Source organism: Streptomyces sp. NPDC042371, assembly GCF_056437465.1.
The window spans coordinates 1-20,491 of the sequence record NZ_JBWKAP010000008.1; the positions used below are offsets into that span (position 1 = coordinate 1).

Genomic DNA, 20,491 nt, shown 5'->3' on the forward strand with positions numbered 1-20,491 from the left:
CCCTCGTAGCGGAGCTACTAGGGCATTTCGGCAACGCGGCATGGGGGTCCCCCCTGGCCTTTCAGGCCTTGGGGGAGTGCGTGCCAGACGCCGCGACGCCGCGCCGACCCATCGGACAGACCCTAGGGTCTGTCCTAGGGGTTCTTGGCCAGGAGGGACTCGATGCCCGCGATCATCAGGTCCAGAGCGATCGTGAAGTCGCGGGCCCACATCTCCTCGACCGTGTCCCCTTCCCGCGCGGCCATCAGCTCGTCCGCACTCTCCAGCAGCCCGTGCGTGGCGAGCTCCTCGCGGACCGTGCCGACCGCCTCGCGGTAGTACGCCTCCTGGGACATCCCCGCCTCCGCGCACCGCGCGCGAAAGTGGCCCTCGATGGTCCCGAAGCCGTACACGAACTGGAAGACCGCCGAGATCGCGCCGTTCTGCGTGTACGCGGGCAGCCCCGTGTTCCGTACCGCGTTCTGGATGGCGAGGGCGAAGGCCAGCCAGTTGGGGCCGATGTTGAGGAAGCGGCCGACCAGCGGCGACACCCAGTAGTGGCGGATGAGTGCCGCGCGGTACTCGTCCGCCAGGGCGCGGAGCTGGTCGCGCCACTCTTCCGGGGACGTCTCCGTGTCGGGGAGCCGCATCTCGCCGCAGACCGAGTCGAGGGCGAGCTCCAGGAGGTCGTCCTTGGTGTCCACGTACCAATAGACGGACATCGCCGTGACGTTCAGTTCACCGGCGAGCCTGCGCATGGAGAACTTGTCGAGGCCCTCCGCGTCCAGGAGCTGGACCGTGGCCTGCGTGATGCGGTCGCGGTCGAGGCCGCTCGGCTGGTCGACCTTGCGGCCGCCGCCGCGGGGCGCCTTGTCCTGCAGCCAGACACTCGTCTTCGCCGCGTTCTTCGTGCGGCCGGCTGCCTTCGCCATGGCGCACCTTCCTCGTCGGTCCTCGGGCCTGGAGAGGTTCTCGTCTCCGGGGGGTGGGGGAGGTGGATCATCGACCGATCATTAACCGGAGCCGGATGATCCGCCTCCCCCTGATGCTATGCCGCTGTCTTACCCACGGAGTCTGCCCTCTCTGCCCTGCGCAGCAACGCGGCTGCCAGGACACCTCCGACGAACACCGCCGCCGCGCCCACGAGCTGGCTCGTCTCCAGGCCGGAGGAGAACGCGTCGGCGATCCGTTCGCGTTCGCCCGCCGACTTCGCCGCGGCCATGGCGGCCGGGAACGACGCGGCGGAGACCGCGACGAGGGAGGCGAAGCGGGAGTTGAGGACCGCGCCGAGCACGGCGACGCCGAGGCCGTTGCCGAACTCCGCGAGCGTGCCGTTGATGCCCGCGCCCACGCCCGCCTTCTCCGGCGGGATGGCGCTCATGATGGCGTTGGCCATGGCGGGCATGGCGAGCGCGATGCCCGCGCCCATCACGATCAGGCCGAACAGCAGGCCGTTGTAGTTGTCGCCGCCGAGCAGCGCTATGGCCGCGAGGCCCGCCGCGAGCAGGCTCATGCCGGACGCGATCGTGACGGGCGTGCCCATCTTGCCGTGCAGCTTCGCGCCGACGCCCGCCAGATTCAGGGCCACGATGGTCACCGCGAGCGGCGCCGTGCGCAGCCCCGCCTCCAACGGCTCGTACCCGAGCACGAACTGCAGGTGCTGGGTGAGCAGGAAGAGCGAGCCGCTCAGGCCGAAGGCGACCAGGATGGCGCCCGCCACGGCGCCGACGAAGCGCTGGTTGCGGAAGAAGTGCATGTCCAGCATGGGGTACGGGATCCGCAGCTCCCAGTACGCGAACGCGCCGAGGACCAGCACGCCGATCGCCGCGGAGACCAGGACCTGGCCCGACGTCCAGCCGTGCTCGGGGCCGGAGATGATCGCGTAGACCACCGAGGCCATGCCGATCGTCGAGAGCAGCGCGCCGAGCAGGTCGGGGCGGTCGCCCTGCGGATTCTTGGACTCGGGGACCAGCTTCAGGACCGCGACGAGGCCGAGCAGCGCCACGGGGATGTTGATCAGGAAGATCGAGCCCCACCAGAAGTGGTCGAGCATGAAGCCGCCGAGCAGCGGCCCTGCCGCGAACCCGAGGGAGTTGATGGTCGCCCAGAGGCCGATCGCCTTGACGCGCTCCGCGTCGTCGAAGATCTGCACGACCACCGCGAGCGTGGTGGTCATGAGGAGCGCGCCGCCGATGCCCATGCCCGCCCGGGCGGCGATGAGCTGCCCGGAGCTCTGGGCGAGGCCCGCGGCCAGCGAGCCGATGCCGAAGAGGGCGAGGCCCGCCGCGAGCATCTTCTTGCGGCCGTAGCGGTCGGCGGCGCTGCCCGCGGTGAGCAGCAGGCCGGACTGGACCAGCGAGTACGCGTTGATCATCCACTGGATGTCGGACGTGGACGCGTCCAGCTCCCGGGTGAGGGAGGGGATCGCGACGCTCAGGACGGTGTTGTCGAGCAGCACGGTGAGCTGAGCCAGGCAGATGACGCCGAGGATCAGCCAGCGCTGCGGGTGCCTCTGCGAGGCGGTGGGGGTCTCGGCGGTCGTTGCCGTCATTCAGCCCTCCCTTTCCGGGTTTCTGTTCTACGGTGTACGAGGCAGGTGTGCGACGTACACCGTAGAGCAGTTCCCGTACGCTGTACAAGGGCTTTTGGCGGAACTACTTCTTCGGCTGTGTCAGGTCGTAGAACGTGGCGCTGCCCACCGTCACCTTCTTGTACGTGGACTGGACCCACGACGTGATCGAGGACGAGGTGCCGTTGCCGCCGCCTCCGCCGCCCATGCCGCCCATGCCGCCCGCGATGAAGTAGTGGACCTTGCCGTCCGCCACGTACTTCTTGAACTGCGCGAGCGTCGGTGACGGGTCGCTGCCGTTGAAGCCGCCGATCGCCATCACCGGCTCACCGGTGGCCAGTTGGTAGCTGGCGGCGTTCTGGGAGCCGATGGCCGCCGCGGCCCAGGTGTAGTCGACGGCGTCCGTCTCCAGGAGCTTCTTGGCCTTGGCGGAGACTTGGGCGCCGTTCAGGAGGCCGCCCATGCCGCCGCGCATGCCGCCGCCCTTGGGGGCGGTGCCCTTCGCCTGCTGCCCAGGGGTGGCGCCGGGGCCGTTGCCCGGAGGCTGTGCGGTGCCGCCGCCCGGCTGCCGCATCCCGCCGCCGTCGCCACCCGGACCACCCGGGCCGCCACCGCCCGGACCGCCGCCGCCCCGCGGCCCGCCCATGCCGCCCATGCCGCCCGCCGAAGCCGGACCCGCCGTCACGATCGACCCCGTGTGCGCGCTGTCCACCGTCGACAGGGTGTACGCCACCGGGCCCGCCAGGGACGCCGCGAGGCCCAGGCCGACCGTGGCCAGCGCAAGACGGCGGCCGAGGCGGCCCACGACCAGCAGGCCCACCGCCCCGACGAGACCCCCGACGAGCACCGCCCAGCGCAGCCACGGCAGGTAGTCCGAGGCCCTGCCCAGCAGCACGTACGCCCAGACCGCCGAGCCCGCGACCGTCACCCCGAGCGTCGCCCCCGCCCACCGCGAGGCGCGTTCCTCCCACAGGACCGTGGCGCCCATGCCGACGAGCGCGGCGATGTAGGGGGCCAGGGCCACCGTGTAGTACTGGTGGAAGATCCCCGCCATGAAGCTGAAGACGCCCGCGGTCATCAGGAGCGAGGCGCCCCACGCCACGAACGCCGCCCGCGCGGTGTCCGTGCGGCGCGCCTTGCGGGTGAGGACGAGGCCCGCCACGAGGAGGATCAGCGCGGCGGGCAGCAGCCAGGAGATCTGGCTGCCGATCTCGGAGTTGAACATCCGGCCGAGGCCGGTCTCGCCCCACTGACCACCGCCACCGCCGCCGCGGGGGCCGCCGCCCCCGCCCACGCTGCCGGTCTCCTCGCCGTTGATGCGGCCGAGGCCGTTGTAGCCGAAGGTCAGCTCCAGGAAGGAGTTGTTCTGCGAGCCGCCGATGTAGGGGCGCGAGGACGCGGGCCACAGCTCGACGATCGCCACCCACCAGCCCCCGGCGACGAGCATCGCGCCCGCCGACACCGCGAGCTGGCCCAGGCGCCTGCGCAGCCGCACCGGCGCGCACACCGCGTAGAGGACCGCGAGCGGCGGCAGGATCAGGAACGCCTGCAGCGTCTTGGTGAGGAAGGCGAGGCCGACCGCGACGCCCGCCCACACCAGCCACTTGGTGCGGCCGTGCTCCAGGGCGCGCAGGACGCAGTACACCGTGACCGTCATCAGGAGCGCGAGCAGCGCGTCCGGGTTGTTGAAGCGGAACATCAGCGCGGCGACGGGCGTGAGCGCGAGGACCGCGCCCGCGATCAGGCCCGCGGCCGCGCTGAACCGGCGCCGCACCGCCGCGTACAGCACGCCGACCGTGGCGACCCCCATCAGGACCTGGGGAACGAGCACCGCCCAGGAGTTGAGGCCGAAGAGGCGCACGGAGAGCGCCATCGGCCACAGCGACGCCGGAGGCTTGTCGACGGTGATCGCGTTGCCCGCGTCGAGCGAGCCGAAGAAGAGGGCCTGCCAGCTCCGGCTGCCCGCCTGGACGGCCGCGGAGTAGAAGGAGTTGGCGTAGCCGGACGCGCTGAGGTTCCAGAGGTAGAGGACCGCGGTGGCGAGCAGCAGGCCGAGCAGCGCGGGGCGCGCCCAGCGGGGGTCGTCGGGGCGGCCGCGCCACAGGCGGGCGGCCAGGGCGCCGGGACGCCGGTGCGCGGCCCCGTCCGGAGCCGCCCGCAGCGGCGCCGGTGTGGGGGAGGTGGTCGTCATCGTGCGTTCCTCGGGTCGTGGGGTGCGGTCATGTCGTACGGCGGGTTCTGGAGGTCGTACGCGGGGTTCTGGAGGTCGTGCGCGTGCGTGATGTCGTCAGTGGGGGTCGGCGTAGGGGCGGGAGCGGAGACCGTGTCCGTACGGCGGTCCGGGAACACCCACGCCCGCAGCAGCAGGAACCGCAGCACCGTCGCCGCGAGGTTCGCCGCGATCAGGACCGCGAGCTCCGTGGAGTGCGCGGGGGCGCCCGATGCCGCGCCGAGCGCCGCGAGGGAGCCGCTGGTCAGGGCGAGGCCGATGCCGAAGACGACGAGGCCCTGCGCCTGGTGGCGGACCGCGCGGTCCCGGCCGCGCACCCCGAAGGTGAGCCTCCGGTTCGCTGCCGTGTTGGCCACCGCCGACACCAGGAGGGCGAGCGCGTTGGCGGCCTGCGACCCCGTGAACGTACGGAAGCCGCTGTAGAGGAGGAGGTAGAACAGGGTCGAGAGGGCGCCGACCACGCAGAAGCCGACGAGCTGGCGGGCGAGGCCGCCGGGGACGCCGGTGAGCTGCCGGTCGCGCGGGTCGTCGCCGAAGGGGCGGACCAGCCGGTCCAGCGGCAGCGCGCCGACAGCGAGCGCGCGGCCCACCCGCCACACGCCCTTGAGGTCGTCCGTGGCCGTCCGCACCAGGTGGACCGTGGAGTCGGGGTCGTCGACCCAGTCGACCGGCACCTCGTGGATGCGCAGCCCGGCCCGCTCGGCGAGGACGAGCATCTCGGTGTCGAAGAACCACCCCGTGTCCTCGACCAGCGGCAGCAGCACCCGCGCCACATCGCCGCGGATCGCCTTGAACCCGCACTGGGCGTCGGAGAAGCGGGCGTGCAGGGAGCCGCGCAGGATGAGGTTGTACGCGCGGCTGATGAACTCCCGCTTGGGCCCGCGCACCACCCGCGAGCTGCGCGCGAGGCGTGAGCCGATCGCCAGGTCCGAGTGGCCGGAGATCAGCGGGGCGACCAGCGGGAGCAGCGCTTTCAGGTCGGTGGAGAGGTCGACGTCCATGTAGGCGAGGACGGGCGCGTCGGAGGCGGACCAGACGGCGCGCAGCGCCCGGCCGCGGCCCTTCCGGTCGAGCCGGACGTGCCGGACCTCCCGGACGGAGCCGGTGAGTTCGGCGGCGACCTGTGGGGTGCGGTCCGTGGACGCGTTGTCCGCGACGGTGATGCGGAAGGGGTAGGGGAAGGTGCGGGTGAGGTGGTCGTGCAGGCGCAGGACGCACGGCCCGAGGTCCTTCTCCTCGTTGAAGACCGGGATCACGACGTCCAGGACGGGCACGTCGCGCCAGGTGGCGGGGAGGTGGTCCCGTGACGGCAGGACGTCCGAGGAAGAGTCGGTTCGCATGCGACCGACACTCGCCAAGTGGTCTGTCAGGGCTGTGTGGTGAGCCTGTGGTCCGGCTGTGAGGTGGCGGAGGGCGTGCTTCCGGCGGCTGGGAGCGCGACGACGAACACCGTGCGCCCCGGCACGCTCTCGACGGTGACCGTGCCGCCGTGCGCGGTCACGATGGCGCGGACGAGCGCCAGACCCAGGCCGGTCGAACCGGCCTGGCGCGAACGGGAGGCGTCCCCGCGGGCGAACCGTTCGAAGACGGCGGGCAGCAGATCGGCCGGAATGCCGGGGCCGTCGTCCTGGACCTCCAGGCGGACGCCGGGGCCGTCCCCGCGCACGCGGGCCGTGACCGTCGTGCCGGGTGGGGTGTGGGTGCGGGCGTTGGCGAGGAGGTTGACGACGACCTGGTGCAGGCGGGCGGTGTCGGCGCTGACCAGAGCGGGCTCGTCGGGGAGTTCGAGGCGCCAGTGGTGGTCGGGCCCGGCGGCCCGCGCGTCGCTGACGGCGTCGACGACGAGCGGCGCAAGATCAGTGCTCCGGTACGAGAGCGGCTGCTCCGCGTCGAGCCGTGCGAGCAGCAGCAGATCCTCGACGAGACCGGTCATCCGCTCGGCCTCGGACTCGATCCTGCCGAGCGCGTGCCGGGTGTCGGGCCCGGTCGACTCACGGCCGCGGCGCGTCAGTTCGGCGTATCCGCGGATGGAGGCGAGCGGGGTCCGCAGCTCGTGGCTGGCGTCCGCGACGAATTGGCGCACCCGCGTCTCGCTGCGCTGGCGCGCGTCCAGGGCGGAGTGGACGTGGTCGAGCATGCGGTTGAGCGCGGCGCCCACCTGCCCGACCTCCGTGCGCGGGTCGGCGTCGGGGGCGCGCTCGTGCAGGGCCACCTCGCCGCTGTGCAGGGGGAGCTCGGCGACCCGGGTGGCGGTGCTCGCGATCCTGCGCAGCGGGCGCAGCGCGACGCCGACCATGGCGGCCCCGGCGAGCGAGGCGGCGACGAGGCCCGCCGCGGTGACACAGACCTCGACGACGATCAGGGTGTTGAGGGTGTTCTGCACCTTGGCGGTCGGCAGTCCGACGAGGAAGTCGCCCCTGTACCCGCTCGTGTACTTTACGCGGTACTCGCCGAGCCGCGGGACGTCGACGCTGTGCGCCTGCCCGTCCCTCGGCACGTCGGCCAGCGCGGCCAGCTGCGCCGCGTCCAGCTCCGTCGCGTCCGGCACCGTGCCGCCGCCGTCGTCCTCCGTGCTGACGAGGGCGCGCCCGACCGTGCCGTCCCGGCCCACCTCGGCGCCGACGGCCCCGATCTCCTGCGGGCCGTGCGTGACGAAGTCCAGCGGGTCGTCCCGCGTCCCCGGACCGGGCCCCGGCGCGGCGACGGGTCCCGAAGCCCGCTGGGCGACCCCGCCGAGCGCCCCGTCCAACTGCTCGTACAGATGGGACTTGAGGGCGATGGTCGTCACCACCCCGATGACCGCACACACGACGGCGATCAGCGCGACGGCGGAGAGGACGAGCCGCGTACGGAGGGTGAGTCTCACGAGGGCACGGGCACCGCGGACTTGATCAGGTAGCCCGCCCCGCGCCGCGTGTGGATCATCGGCTCCCGGCCCGCGTCGAGCTTCCTGCGCAGGTACGAGATGTAGAGCTCGACGACGTTGGCCTGGCCGCCGAAGTCGTAGTTCCACACCCGGTCCAGGATCTGCGCCTTGCTGAGCACGCGCCGCGGATTGCGCATGAGGTAGCGCAGCAGCTCGAACTCGGTGGCGGTCAGGTGGATGGAGTCCCCGCCCCGCGTCACCTCGTGGCTGTCCTCGTCGAGGGTCAGGTCGCCCACGACCAGCGTCGACTCACTGCGCTTGTCGGCGGCACCGGCCCGCCGGATGAGCCCGCGCAGCCGCGCCACCACCTCTTCCAGGCTGAACGGCTTGGTGACGTAGTCGTCGCCGCCCGCGGTGAGCCCGGCTATGCGGTCCTCGACCGCGTCCTTCGCGGTCAGGAACAGCACGGGCACGTCCGGCATCTCCCTGCGCAGCCTGCCGAGCACGGAGAGCCCGTCCATGTCGGGCAGCATCATGTCGAGCACCACGGCGTCCGGCCGGAACGCGCGCGCGGCCCGCACCGCGCCCGCGCCGTCGCCCGCGCTGCGGATCTGCCAGCCCTCGTAGCGCAGGGCCATGGACAACAGCTCGGTGAGCGACACCTCGTCGTCCACGACGAGCACACGGACGGGGCTCCCGTCCGGCCTGAGCAGTTCGGTACGCGACTGGGGCGTGGTCGTGGTCATGCACCACACCCTGCGCGGCGCCCCTGAGAGCACTCTTGCGCGAACCTGTGAATTCCCTGAGAAACCGCGGGCGGGACCGTCCTCCTACCGCACGCCGAACACCCCGGAGGCGTTCCCGTACAGCACCCCGCGCAGCCACGCGTCCCCGAGCCCCAGCCGCTCCAGGGACTCCAGCTGGTGGAGGTAGGTGTACGGGATGTTCGGGAAGTCGCTCCCCAGCAGCACCCGGTCCCCCAGGTCTGCGAGCCGCCCCAGCTCCGCCTCCGGGAACGGCATGAGCCCCTCGCTGAAGTCGGTGAAGGCCATGGTGGTGTCCAGGCGCACCTCGCCGTACCGCTCCGCGAGCGCGAAGAACTCGGCGTACTCGGGCATCCCCATGTGCGCCACCACGAGCCGCAGCCGCGGATGCCGCGCGAGGAGCCGCTCGATCGGCTCGGGCCCGGTGTGCTTGCCGGGCTCTGGCCCTGACCCGCAGTGCATCACGACGGGCACCCCGGCCTCGGCGAGCAGCCCCCAGACCGGTTCGAGCAACGGATCGTTGGGGTCGTAACCGCCCACCTGCACATGGGACTTGAAGACCCGCGCCCCCGCCTCGACGGCCTCCCGCACGTACCTGTCCACTCCCGGCTCGGGGAAGAACGTCGCGGTGTGCAGACACCCGGGCGTGCGCCGCGCGAACTCGACGGACCAGCCGTTCAGCCACTCCGCCATGCCCGCCTTGTGCGGATAGAGCATCGAGGTGAAGGCCCGCACCCCGAACTCCCCGAGCAGCGCGACCCTCCGCTCCTCCTCGTGCCGGTAGGTGATGGGCCACTCCACCGCGCCCGAATCCCCGTAGGAGTCGAAGTACGCCCACACCTTCCGCAGCACGCGGTCCGGCATGAAGTGCGTGTGTACGTCGATGAGCCCGGGAAGCCCGAGCCGCTCCCAGAAGCCCCGCACCGCGGCGGCTTCGCCGGTCCCACTGGCCCCGTTGGCCCTACTACTCCCACTACTCCCGCTGCTCCCCCTACTTCCGCACAAAGCCGTAGCTCCTCTCGACCTTGGCGACGTGCACGACGTACTTCTCGTACCAGTCCTCGCGTCCGCGCCGCTGGGCCGCGCGGTGCTCCAGGTTGCTCCGCCAGACCTTGATGGACTCCTCGTCCCGGAAGTACGAGACGGTGATGCCGATGCCGCCCGGCGTGCGGGCCGACTCGGTGCCGAGGAACCCCGGCACGTCCGCGACCAGCTCGTCCATGCGGTCGGCGGTCTCCCCGTAGCCGTTGTCCCCCTCGGTGCGCACGGAGGTGAAGATGACGGAGTAATAAGGCGGTTCGAAGGGCCCGACAGGACCGGTGGCTTGATCACTCATGTCGCCACACTCGGGCTCCCACCGCACCGGCGTCCACCCCTCGGGGCGATCTCTTGCCCAACGGTCGAGCGGACTTGACCATTCGGTCAGAAAAGCCCGCCCTGCTCGGCGCCGCCACCCGCGGGCTCCACGGCGAGCACCGGCACGCTCACGCCCGCCCCCGCATCGGCCGCCACCAGCGCCCACCCCACGAGCACGCGCGTATCGACCACCAGGACGCCCCCGTCCGCGACCGCCAGCTGCAGATCGGGCCCCGCCGCGGCGACCAGCCGCCCCGCGACCGCCCCGCCGTCCACCAGCTCTCGCACCACCCCGTCCGCCACCGGGCCGCCGAGCGCGCCGAGCCCGAACGCCCCCGCATGGTCGACGGCCTCGAACGGCACCCGCTCCAGCGCCTCGGCCCACCCGTCGAGCGCCACGGCCCGCCCGTAGAGCCCCGCCAGCTCCCGCTCCCGCTCCGCCCACACCGGCAGCGCCCCGCGGACCCCGCGCTTGCGTGCGTACGGCACCCGGTCCGGCACCCCGAGCGCGGCCCGCAGCAGCTCCTCCGTGCGCCGCGCCGCCATCAAAGGACCGCGCCCCAGCCAGCAGAACGCCACCGCCCCCTGCTCAAGGAGCCGCACGGCACCCCGCTGCTCCGCCGTGATCCCCACCTTGACCAGACCGGCCCCGAACCACGCGAGATACACCCGGTACGTACGCGGATCGTCGGGCACCCCGTCCGCCGCCACCGAGAACGCCCGGTCGAGGCGCGCGCACTCCGGACAGCGCGCCTGCGTCGCCCGGCCCGGCACGACGGCCCGCAGCGGACACGGATTGCCCCGCGCACCCACGCACCGCCGCTCCCCGACGGCCCGGAACCCGATGTCCTGTCCGTACGCGAGGACGCTGCGCCGCCCGCCCTCCCACCGCAGCTCGGGCGCCCCCTCCGGCCACCCGAGCCCCGCGCAACGCCATTCCATTGAGCGGCTCCTCGGTGCGTATCCGCCGACGTACAAGGCCCCCGGATCCTATCCGGGGGCCTCGATGCGGCACCGTTCAGCCGCTAATTCCGATTCAGCTGACGGCTTTCCAGGGCCAGTTCCTGATCGGGCTGGACCAGCCACGTGACAATGTCTTCGAGAGATCGACCAGCGCGCCGGGGCGGCGTGTTGGTCTCGTTGTAGACGGAGATGTCCCCGAGGTCCACGTCGTACGCGTTGCTCGCGACCGCCTTGAAAGGGAAGGGGTCTGCCGAGTCGCTCGGGGCGGCTTGCCCATTCCGAGAGAAGGCGGCACCAACGCTGAGTCCGTGGCGCATGGGGTGGTGCAGAAAAAATCAGAGGCCCTGTGAATGTCTCCACAGGGCCTCTGGTGTGCTGTGCACTCGGCAGGATTCGAACCTGCAACCTTCTGATCCGTAGGTTGGGGCGGGGGCCTGGTAGGGGGCTCAACGGCCTGTCGGGCCGATCGTCAGCGGTCGCGATCACGAGCCGCTGTGTGTGCACGTTGCCGTCAGGTATCGGCGCTCGGCGGGTGTCCTGTTTCACCGGGCCTTGAGCGTGTGCCATCGAAAGCGCGCCGCAACCAACGAGCCCAAGCAGTACCGTTCGCTGATCTGTCTGACCGTTCATCGGTGAGGCCCCTCCCGTGTGCGCCGCCATCGGCTGCGGCGGCCTTCATCTATCCAGGTGATCTGCTTCCGATGGAAACAACGACTGGAATTTGGACAGATTTCCCACCCTGTCTCCTGATTTTTCTGATAATGAAGTACCCTGCCCGCCACTTGGAGAGGCGGCGTGCCGACAGAACGCACAGAGGTGCAGGCCAGGGCAGGAGTCGAGGGGAATCTCGACACCCTCAAGGCGGTCTACAACCACTACATACGTGAGACCTGGGTCACTCAAACTCCGCTGGCACACGCTCAAGGTCCACTGACACAGGCCAGCGGGGCCTGTCAGTCGTACTCGCGGAGGGCGGCGACCAACTGTGATCCCTCCTTCGCCCCTCGGCGCTTCAGCACGGCTGCTGTGGTGTGCAGTTCGTTCCACGAGTGAGGCCGACCGACAGCGGCGGCATCAGGAACGCTCGCCACAGCGACGGACGCGGCTTGCCCAGACTCACCGGCCCCCGCGAGTGCGTGCGCGAGGCAAGCGCGGTACCAAGTCTTGTCGCGTCGGTACTCATCCGGCAGTGCTGCGAGCCCGACCGTGATCTGATCCACGGCTTCCCGCCAGTCACGCAAGTGCAGTGCCGCCATGCCGCGTTGCAGGGTGAACCACGTCTCGTCGTAGAAGTACATCCACACCGGCTCGCCCTCGGGGTGCTCGGACGCCCGGCGGATGAGCCCTTGCGCTTCACCGAGCAGCCGGTGAGCCTCGTCGGCCTCACCGTCGAGTGCATGCCCCCTGGCGGCCATCTGTGCAGCCATGCCTTGCACCCCGAGAGAAGTGCCGGGTGCTGACCAGCGGGCCGCTTCCGCCAGGCGGACACACCTGGTGCCGCGGCCACCGGACCACGCCATGTGGGCCTTCATGCTGAGCGTCGTGGCGGCCATGTTGGCGTCTCCCGCCTCCAACGCCCACTCGTGCGAGCGGTCGTACCAAGCAAGGGCGGCGGCAGACTGCGCCTGATCCTGGGCCATCCATGCGAGGAACTGCGCGTGTTCGGAGGCAAGTCGTACGACGCGGTCTGCAAGCGGGCCACGCGCCCCCGCGTACAGGTCGACGACAGTCCGGAGTTGCTGGCGCATCACCTCGACGAGCGGCCGTGACCCGATGTGGTCCTCGGCGTGACGATGCTCAGCGAGCAGTCGGTCAAGCCAATCGAGGGTGGCTGCGTCGACGCGGTGGGAGGAGTCGACCACGCTCGTCACACGGGCCAATAGATCCTCATCCGGCACGGCTCCCGTAAGCGAAAGCCCCGGAACCGGAGTCTCTGCCCGGCCTGCCTCTGCTGCTACGGCCTGGAGTTCAGTCGGAATCCCGAGGCCGGCCACGATGCGTTGCCGCACCTCGACCGAAGTGATCCGGCGACGCTCCCGCTCGATGTCGGACACGTCGGACTGGGCGAGGCCGACCCGTTCCCCGAGCTTCGTCTGACTCAAGCCGGTGAGCTTGCGATACGTGCGAAAGACGGCGCCCCAGTCCTCACTGGTGACCGCCGTGGCTAGCTGCGGGTGGGACCACAAGTTCTCGGGAGTGTCTCCCATATCTTCAATATAGGACGGGTCTATAGGGCCGTGGGATGGGATCAACAGGTGTTCGGCGCAAAAGTCTTGCTGACGAAGGACCCCCGCGACCGTGGTGGACGGCCCGGGGGCGTGGCCATCAACCCAGGAGGTTGACGACATGACTCAAGCTACCGCCAGACTCCAAGTGCCGATCCTGCCGCGAGGTACGGGGGTGATGGCGTGACGATCACGACGCACACGGCGCGTCTGCTCCCTTGGTCGACCCCCGACGGCAAGCCGTGCTACCTGTCCAGCGACGGCAGCGGTTACGCGGCTCGCGTGGCGGACAACATCGAGTCTGTGCAGCTCGGCATGGCGGGCGACCTGCTCGACCACGTTGCCGAGTTGCTCAACGACGGTAAGGCCACTGCTGATCAGCTCCGGTTCGCGCTGTCCTGCATGAGCCAGTCTCTGCGCGACACAAAGCGGATCGCGGACAGCAGGGGCACACGGCTGCCCGTACCGGACGGCGACCAGAGCTTTGTCGACTCGGACGACGACGATCCTGACGGCGAGGATGGTCCACAGCTTCCAGATGAGGCATTCGGATGAGCGCGGGCGGACTCTCGCGAGGCATCTACCGCTTCGCTGAATGGACGCTGAAGGCCGATTCCGGGGCCGCCGTGCGCCACATCGGCAAGTGCCTCGCATGCTCGGAGCGGTGCGACGACACGGCGACCGCAGAGGGCGCCCAACTGTGGTGTCTCAAGCACGCCGGGATCACTGGGCACAACGGCTACGAACTGTCGGCGTTCCAGTACTTCACCGCCCACATGGCCGACTCTGCGGCAACTCCCATTCCGAACTCATGACCTGCTCGTTTCCCTACACCTCGGCCTGAGTGGAGGTGCGCTGACCCCCGTGGCAGGCCCTCACGGCTTTGGCCGGTGTCCTGCCCGGATCGGGGTCAGGCATGGTCAGGGGGCCGTACGCTTCCCGGCAACTCGGGCATGCTTTGGAGCTGCCCGGAATGTGAACGAGTGGCCCCCTGGCCCTGCCCGACGCGGACCCCAATCCGGAGAGGTGGCTAAAGCCGTGAGGGCCTGCCACCCCCCGCCACAGGGAGCGGCGCGACGCTGAGACTCAGGACCACTTCCACGATCTTCGGCACACCTGCGCCTCGCTCCTGCACGAACAGGGCGCAGACGCTCGCACGATCATGGAAGTCCTCGGACACAGCTCCATCCGCGTGACGATGGACATCTACACCTTTGTACGGCTCGACACACAGCGAGCGGCCTTCGATCGCGTCGGCGATGCCCTGTCGGCGGATGACGGCAACGGGCCGGACGACGATGACGGCCCAGCCGGGTCACCCGTCGCGTTTTAGGACGGTTGCCGTCAACGCCTGCCGTCACCCCCAACGCCAGAAGCCCTGACGATTTCTCGTCAGGGCTTCTGGTTTGCTGTGCACTCGGCAGGATTCGAACCTGCAACCTTCTGATCCGTAGTCAGATGCTCTATCCGTTAAGCTACGAGTGCTTGTTTATTTGTGTTTCTGTCTCCGCTCCCCGGCTCTTCGGCCCGTTCGCGGCGACAGGAAGAACATTACATGACTGCCGCCGCCATGTGAAATCCGTTAGTCAGACCCCTTGTGACCTGCGGAAACACCCTCCAGCACCCCTCTGGCCGCGCGCCGCGCGCCACCGTGCCCGTTACGCACCGAAGCCCCGGTCCACAAGGACCGGGGCTTCGGATCAAGCTGCGGAGGCGGAGGGATTTGAACCCTCGATGGGATTTAAGTCCCAAACCGCATTAGCAGTGCGGCGCCATAGACCGGACTAGGCGACGCCTCCAGCTTGCACACCTGCGCGAGCGCGGGGTGCGTGCAGATGATGACACAGCCAGGCGGTGTGTCACCAATCGCGGCACCAACGGTACTAGTCGTGCGGCCCGCAGGGCAAAGCGTTACTGCGCACCGCAACATCGCGGGGCGAACGGCGTTAGAGGGGTAGAGCCACCCGTCCCGCCGTACACATGGAGCCCACATGCTGCGTCGTTTCGCCCTCACCGCCGTCGCCTCCGTCGCCGCGCTGTCCGCCGTGCCCGCCACCGCCCAGGCCACGGCGCTCACCGCACCCCCCACCGACCACCTCACCGTGACGGTCACCGGCTCGGGGGGCGAGGGCGACGGGACGTACGAACTGAACTGCCACCCGACGGGCGGGTCGCACCCGGACGCGGCGGCGGCGTGCGAGCGGCTCGATGAGGTCACCGTCTGGGGAACCGATCCTTTTGCGCCCGTGCCCAGGGACTCGATGTGCACGATGCAGTACGGCGGACCCGCCACCGCGCACGTCACGGGCACCTGGCAGGGGCGCCCCGTGGACGCGACGTACGACCGCAGCAACGGCTGCGAGATCTCGCGGTGGGACGGTCTCGTGCCGGTGCTGCCCGCGGCCTCCGCGTGACCAGGCAGTACGGAAAACTCACATCTTCTGCGTGCGACCTCCCTCTCATCCGGCGTCGCGCCCGCAACCACTCCCCGTAGACTCCCTCCCGTGACACGCCACGGGCCGGCGGGCAAAATGGCCCGAGCGAGTCGGCAAGCAGCGGTAACCAGGGAGGAAGCGTCGTCGTGAGCAGCAGGCCATCCCGAGGCGCTGCTCGCCTCGCAGCCATACTCGACGCGCTCCCTGACGCGCTGGTCCTCGTCAACGCCAACGGCACGGTCGTGAACGCCAACGCCATCGCGCTGGAAGCGTTCGAGACGCCCGGCACCGCGCTCGTGGGGCGCGGTCTGCTCGACCTGCTGCCGGAGTTCGACTCCCGGCTCATCCCCGGGTCCATGCGGCGCCCGGACACCATCGACGAGCGCGGGCGCACCAAGCCGACGCGGATGACCGCCCGGCGCACGGACGGCTTCGAGTTCCCCGTCGAGGTCACGAGCTCCCCGCTGGAGGACGGCAGGGACGCCTACGACCACCACGGATACACGGGCGACGAGCTGCTGATGCTCGTCGTACGCGACCTTTCGGGCACCGTGGACACCGAGGCCGAGCTGGCGCGTTCGCAGCGGCAGACCGAGATGATCCTGCGGGCCGCGGCCGAGGGCGTCGTCGGCACGGACACCGACGGACGCGTCGTCCTGGTCAACCCGGCCGCCGCCCAGATACTGGGCTTCAGGGCGAGCGACCTCGGCGGGCAGGAACTGCACCCGCTGGTCCTGCACTCGCGCGCCGACGGCGAGCCGTTCCCGTACGAGGAGTCCCCGCTCGCCGACACCCTGCGCTCCGGGCGCAAGCATCGGGTGCGCGGGCAGGTCCTGTGGTCCAAGAGCGGCGCCAAGGTGCCGGTCGACCTGACGACGTCGCCGGTGCGCGACGGGGACCAACTGGTCGGCGCGGTGATGACCTTCACCGACCGCAGGCCCTACGACGAGCTGGCCGAGAAGTACGAGGCCGTCCTGGAGCGGCACGCCGAGGAGATCCGCGCCGCCGCTGAGGAGCGCGCCGCCGAGATCAAGGCCGCCGAGGAGCAGCGGGCCGAGGAGCTCGCCGCCGAACAGGAGCGGTACGCGGCGCTGGCCGAGCGCGAGAAGGACCGCTTCGAAGAGCTCGCCGAACGCGAGAAGTCCCGGTACGAGACGCTGGCCGCGCGGCACGAGCAGCTGCTCGCCGTCCTCGGTTCGTCGCTGCGCGGGCCCCTGGACGAGCTGCGCCGCGAGCTGGCCGCGCTCGCCTCGGACGACGCGGGGCAGCTGTGGCCCGAGGCCAACCAGGTCCTGCACCACCTGTCGGCCGGGTACGCCCGGATGACCACGCTCGTCGACAACGTCCTCGGCTACCAGCGGCTCGACGCGGGCGACGAACAGCTCTCCCGTACGCCGGTCATGCTCGACGCGGTCGTCGCCGCGGGCGTGGAGGGCGCGGTCGAGCTGATCGGGCCAGGACGCGCCCAGTTCGCGGTGCACGCGCCGCCGATAGAGCTCGTGGTCGACGCGGAGCGGCTCGCCACTGCGGTCGCCCACCTCGTCGCGGACGTGGCGGGCATCGACGCGACCGGCAACGCGCGCGCGGGTGTCGAACCGGTGGTCGCCGGTGGCTATGTGGACTCGACCATCGTCGTCGCCGCGGCCCAGCGCGGCGAGGTCGTCCGCATCGAGGTGCGGGGGCCGTACGCCGGGGGAGACCCGGTGCACGAGCCGATCGTGCGGGGCATCGTGCGGGCGCACGGAGGCGTGCTGCAGACGCATGAGGTGCCGGGCATGGGCGGTAGTGCGTATGTGCTTGAGGTGCCGATCGGGGCGGGGGCTTCGGAGGCTGGTCCTTCAGAGGCTGGTCCTTCGGTTTCCGCCGTTCCTGCTCTCGGTGGGTCGGTCGTGGTGCCCGAGCAGGCGTCGGGTCCTGGTCCGGCGGGCGGTGGGCGTCGGCGGGCCCGGCGTTCCTCGGTGGACTCCTTCCTGGACAGTGCTGTTGCGGGAGCGGCGGACTCTTCGGGCGGTACGTCGTCCGTGTCCGGTGGCGCGGAGACGGGCGAGGCCGGTGCCAGCGCCGGTTCTGGTGCCGGTGAGGGCGCTGCGCCGAGCGGTACGGGGCGGCGCAGGGGACGGCGTGCGGCGGAGGCTTCTCCGGAGAGCCTCGGCGGTGCGGTGGCCACGGATCTGGTCGGCCCGCGGGCGGGCGGTCCCGGTGTGACGGCTCAGGCTCAGGCTCCGGCTCCGGCTCCGGAGACGCCGGGTGGCGCCATCAGTGGCGGGACGGGGCGGCGGCGCGGTCGGCCGAGTGCCGCCGAAGGTGCCGTGATGACGGCTGCGGAACATGCGGCCGGATCCGCCGCGTTGGGCGAGACGGTGCCGCCGCAGGGCGTGCCCGCCCCCGGCGGGGCGACGGGACGACGTGCCCGGCGCGCCGGTGAGCAGCACGCGTTGCCCGCGCTGGCTTCGGGCCCGTCGGAAACGTCCGGTGCCGCACCCGGCGCCGAGCTCGCCGCGGTGGAGGCCGGACACGGTGACGCCGCGCGGCCCGCGGGACGGCGTGCGCGGCGCGCGCTGGCCGCCGCCAAGGAGCGGGCCGAGGCGGAGGAGGCGAACAACGGACGCGTGTTCGCGCTGCCGCCCGCCGCGGCCGACCGCACCCCTGCGGAGGACGCCGCGGCCGTCCAGGGCCACGGCGCGACCGTACGCGGGGACGACGACCACACCCCGCCGCAGCCCCACCCGACGCAGGCTCCGACGGGGCGCCGTTCCCGTCAGGCGGTTCCTGGGGCCGGGGAGCGGGCGGATCAGGCCGAGCAGGTGGAGCAGGTGGCTCCCCCGGCTCCGCCTGCCCCCTCGGCCGCCGAGCCCGGCCCGCTGCCCGCGCCGCAGCCGTGGCCCGATGGCACCACTCCGCCCGGCGGCGTGCCCGCGCAGGGCACCCAGCATTCCGCTGGTACTCCGGCTCAGGGCGTCCCGACGCCGGGCCGGGGCGCCGCGCTCCCGCCCGAGCGCGGTGCGCAGGCACGGGCGGCCCAGCCGCTGCCCGCCGAGGCCGCGCCCGGTGACCCCAACTCGACGCAGGGGCGCGCGATCAGCGTGCGTACGCTCGGGCAGGGCGTGCCGTTCGGCCAGCAGATCACCGAGCAGCAGGCCGCGCAGGGCGGCGCCGCCGCACCGGGCCAGGGCCAGAGCCAGGGCCAGGGCCAGGGCCAGGGCCAGGGTCGACAGCAGCAGCAACCGCCGCGGAACGCACGCATTCCGCAGTCCCCGCTGCTCCCACAGGCACCGCAGTCCTCGCAGAACCCGCAGTCCCCGCAGTCCCCGCAGTCCCCGTCGGCTTCCCAGCCCGGGGAGACCGGTGCGCAGCAGCAGGCGTCACCGGCCGCCGCGGCGGGCCCGATGCCCGCACCGGAGGGCACCGCCCCCGGACAGCAGCAGTCGCAGCCCCAGTCCCAGACACTCGGTGGCTCCGGGCGTCGGCGCAGGCTGGCCACGCCCCCCGACCCCGCGGCCGACGAGCGTCCCGAGACCTCGGCGCGCCCGCACCCGCAGCCCCAGCCGCACACCCCGGCGCACCCCCAGTCCCGCATCGCGTCGGTCACCGAGGGCGCGGGCCGGTCGTACGCGATCGGCGCGCCGGACGAGGACGCCGACGAGGGCCCGGAGCCGCTCGACGGGCCCGGCGGCGCCGTGGAGGTAGCGAACCGGCCGCAGCCCCAGCCGATGGACGACGAACTGCCGCCCGAGCCGCTGGACAACCCGCGCCGTCTCCTGGTGTGGCCCGCGCCGGACGTCACCACGCAGCAGGCGCTGAGCGACCGCGGCTACCGACCGGTCATCGTGCACTCGCGCGAGGAGGTCGACGCACAGATCGCGGCGTTCCCCGCGGCGCTGTTCGTGGACCCGCTGACCGGGCCGATCACGCGCACGGCGCTGCAGTCGCTGCGCCAGGCGGCCGTGGCGGCCGAGGTGCCCGTACTCGTGACGGCCGGGCTCGGCCAGGCGACGCGCGAGGCGGCGTACGGCGCCGATCCCGCCGTACTCCTGAAGGCCCTTGCGCCGCGCGACAGCGAGCAGCACCCCTCGCGCGTCCTGCTCATCGAGGAGCACGAGGAGATCGCGCTCGCCCTGACGGCCACGCTGGAGCGGCGCGGCATGCAGGTCGCGCGGGCCGAGAGCGATGCGGACGCGGTGACTCTCGCGGCGCAGATGCGGCCGAACCTCGTGGTGATGGACCTGCTGCAGGTCCGCCGCCGCAGGGCCGGGATCGTCGACTGGCTGCGCGCGAACGGCCAGTTGAACCGCACGCCGCTGGTCGTCTACACCGCGGCCGTCGACGAGACGGAGCTGCCGAAGCTCGCCGCGGGCGAGAGCGTCCTGTTCCTGGCGGAGCGCTCCACCAGTGAAGAGGTGCAGGGCCGGATCGTGGACCTGCTGGCGAAGATCGGCACGAACTAGCGGGTTCGGCAGTACGAACCAGCGGGTTCGAGCGGTACGACCGAGCCCTCGGCCTCAGGCCGTGATGCGCCGGACCGCCGCCTTGATGGAGGCGCGCAGCCGCTCGCGGTCGGCGTCCTCGTCGCCGACGAGTATCCGCCGCATCTGCGGCACGGCCGTGGACCAGCCCGCCAGCGCGACCACGATGAAGAGCAGATGGGGCGCGGGGATCTCGTCGCTGATGACGCCGCGGGCCTGCGCGTCGGCGAGCACGGCGACCTTGCGGTCGTAGTGGTCGCGGCGCTCCCGCTCGTCGGGGAGCTCGTCCGTGCCGTACTCGATGCCCTCCCAGAAGAGCAGGCGCAGCAGCTCGGGATGGGCGGCGTGGTAGTCCATCAGCCGGTCCATCCAGCCGTCCATGTCGTCCGCGTCGACCGGGTTGGCGACCGCCATTTCCAGCATGCGCTTCTCTAGAACCTGGGTGAACAGCTCCGCCTTGTTGCCGAAATAGGCATAGATGAGCTGCTTGTTGGCCTTCGCCTCGCTCGCGATGCGGTCGATGCGGGCGCCCGCGATGCCGTACCGGGCGAACTCGGCGACCGCCGCCTCGAAGATCCGCGCCTTGGTGGCCTCGGGGTCTCTGACTGCCATGGACACAGGGTAGGCGAACCCGTTCGGGT

At 71.5% G+C, this 20,491-nt stretch carries 15 protein-coding genes, 2 tRNA genes and 1 pseudogene; 5 read left to right on the forward strand and 13 right to left on the reverse strand.

What is annotated here, in order from left to right; all coding sequences use genetic code 11:
* Positions 1 to 134: 134 nt before the first annotated feature.
* The 10 genes from AC068B_RS24155 to AC068B_RS24200 all read right to left on the reverse strand — a co-directional run bounded on the left by AC068B_RS24155 (position 135) and on the right by AC068B_RS24200 (position 12,934).
* Positions 135 to 911, reverse strand: coding sequence for a TetR/AcrR family transcriptional regulator (locus tag AC068B_RS24155; RefSeq protein WP_478673762.1), 777 nt, complete (start codon positions 909 to 911; stop codon positions 135 to 137).
* A 116-nt stretch (positions 912 to 1,027) separates the two neighbouring features.
* A complete protein-coding gene (locus tag AC068B_RS24160) occupies positions 1,028 to 2,530 on the reverse strand; it encodes an MFS transporter (RefSeq protein ID WP_478673763.1) in 1,503 nt (500 codons plus the stop codon).
* Between the two features lie 103 nt (positions 2,531 to 2,633).
* The gene (locus AC068B_RS24165) at positions 2,634 to 4,739 is read right to left on the reverse strand and encodes an ArnT family glycosyltransferase (RefSeq protein ID WP_478673764.1); all 2,106 of its coding nucleotides are present in this window, start codon (positions 4,737 to 4,739) and stop codon (positions 2,634 to 2,636) included.
* On the reverse strand, positions 4,736 to 6,118 hold the full coding sequence (locus tag AC068B_RS24170; RefSeq protein WP_478673765.1) for a bifunctional glycosyltransferase family 2/GtrA family protein: 1,383 nt from the start codon (positions 6,116 to 6,118) through the stop codon (positions 4,736 to 4,738). Before AC068B_RS24170 ends, AC068B_RS24165 begins: the two co-directional genes overlap by 4 nt.
* A gap of 26 nt (positions 6,119 to 6,144) precedes the next feature.
* Positions 6,145 to 7,644 carry a sensor histidine kinase gene (locus AC068B_RS24175; protein WP_478673766.1) on the reverse strand — a complete coding sequence of 500 codons (1,500 nt, stop codon included), beginning with the start codon at positions 7,642 to 7,644 and terminating at the stop codon, positions 6,145 to 6,147.
* On the reverse strand, positions 7,641 to 8,390 hold the full coding sequence (locus AC068B_RS24180; RefSeq protein WP_478673767.1) for a response regulator transcription factor: 750 nt from the start codon (positions 8,388 to 8,390) through the stop codon (positions 7,641 to 7,643). Before AC068B_RS24180 ends, AC068B_RS24175 begins: the two co-directional genes overlap by 4 nt.
* Positions 8,391 to 8,474: 84 nt before the next feature.
* Complete coding sequence (locus AC068B_RS24185) at positions 8,475 to 9,332, reverse strand: amidohydrolase family protein (protein WP_478673768.1); 858 nt, start codon at positions 9,330 to 9,332, stop codon at positions 8,475 to 8,477.
* 67 nt (positions 9,333 to 9,399) lie between these two features.
* On the reverse strand, positions 9,400 to 9,744 hold the full coding sequence (locus AC068B_RS24190) for an antibiotic biosynthesis monooxygenase family protein (protein WP_478673769.1): 345 nt from the start codon (positions 9,742 to 9,744) through the stop codon (positions 9,400 to 9,402).
* A gap of 86 nt (positions 9,745 to 9,830) precedes the next feature.
* Positions 9,831 to 10,706 (reverse strand): DUF2797 domain-containing protein, encoded by an 876-nt coding sequence (locus AC068B_RS24195; RefSeq protein WP_478673770.1) that lies wholly within the window; start codon positions 10,704 to 10,706, stop codon positions 9,831 to 9,833.
* A gap of 974 nt (positions 10,707 to 11,680) precedes the next feature.
* On the reverse strand, positions 11,681 to 12,934 hold the full coding sequence (locus tag AC068B_RS24200; protein WP_478673771.1) for a helix-turn-helix domain-containing protein: 1,254 nt from the start codon (positions 12,932 to 12,934) through the stop codon (positions 11,681 to 11,683).
* A 201-nt stretch (positions 12,935 to 13,135) separates the two neighbouring features.
* Here AC068B_RS24200 and AC068B_RS24205 point away from each other — a divergent pair, with 201 nt between their 5' ends.
* From AC068B_RS24205 to AC068B_RS24215, 3 genes and pseudogenes are all read left to right on the forward strand, one after another.
* Complete coding sequence (locus tag AC068B_RS24205; RefSeq protein ID WP_478673772.1) at positions 13,136 to 13,507, forward strand: hypothetical protein; 372 nt, start codon at positions 13,136 to 13,138, stop codon at positions 13,505 to 13,507.
* Positions 13,504 to 13,767 carry a DUF7848 domain-containing protein gene (locus AC068B_RS24210; RefSeq protein ID WP_478673773.1) on the forward strand — a complete coding sequence of 88 codons (264 nt, stop codon included), beginning with the start codon at positions 13,504 to 13,506 and terminating at the stop codon, positions 13,765 to 13,767. The genes AC068B_RS24205 and AC068B_RS24210 overlap by 4 nt, the downstream gene beginning before the upstream one ends.
* 263 nt (positions 13,768 to 14,030) lie before the next feature.
* Positions 14,031 to 14,285: pseudogene (locus tag AC068B_RS24215) on the forward strand (tyrosine-type recombinase/integrase); the annotation flags it as partial.
* Positions 14,286 to 14,364: 79 nt separating this feature from the next.
* Here the strand turns inward: AC068B_RS24215 and AC068B_RS24220 are convergent.
* Both AC068B_RS24220 and AC068B_RS24225 read right to left on the reverse strand, forming a co-directional pair.
* Positions 14,365 to 14,437, reverse strand: a tRNA-Arg gene (locus AC068B_RS24220).
* Between the two features lie 223 nt (positions 14,438 to 14,660).
* Positions 14,661 to 14,751, reverse strand: a tRNA-Ser gene (locus AC068B_RS24225).
* Positions 14,752 to 14,943: 192 nt separating this feature from the next.
* Between AC068B_RS24225 and AC068B_RS24230 the strand changes: the two genes are divergently transcribed.
* Together AC068B_RS24230 and AC068B_RS24235 are read left to right on the forward strand one after the other, a co-directional pair.
* Entirely contained in the window at positions 14,944 to 15,366 is a 423-nt protein-coding gene (locus tag AC068B_RS24230; protein ID WP_478673774.1) for an SSI family serine proteinase inhibitor, read from the forward strand.
* Between the two features lie 167 nt (positions 15,367 to 15,533).
* The gene (locus tag AC068B_RS24235) at positions 15,534 to 19,832 is read left to right on the forward strand and encodes a hybrid sensor histidine kinase/response regulator (RefSeq protein WP_478673775.1); all 4,299 of its coding nucleotides are present in this window, start codon (positions 15,534 to 15,536) and stop codon (positions 19,830 to 19,832) included.
* Between the two features lie 54 nt (positions 19,833 to 19,886).
* Here AC068B_RS24235 and AC068B_RS24240 read toward each other — a convergent pair whose 3' ends face one another.
* On the reverse strand, positions 19,887 to 20,462 hold the full coding sequence (locus tag AC068B_RS24240) for a TetR/AcrR family transcriptional regulator (protein WP_478673776.1): 576 nt from the start codon (positions 20,460 to 20,462) through the stop codon (positions 19,887 to 19,889).
* Between the last annotated feature and the right edge of the window lie 29 nt (positions 20,463 to 20,491).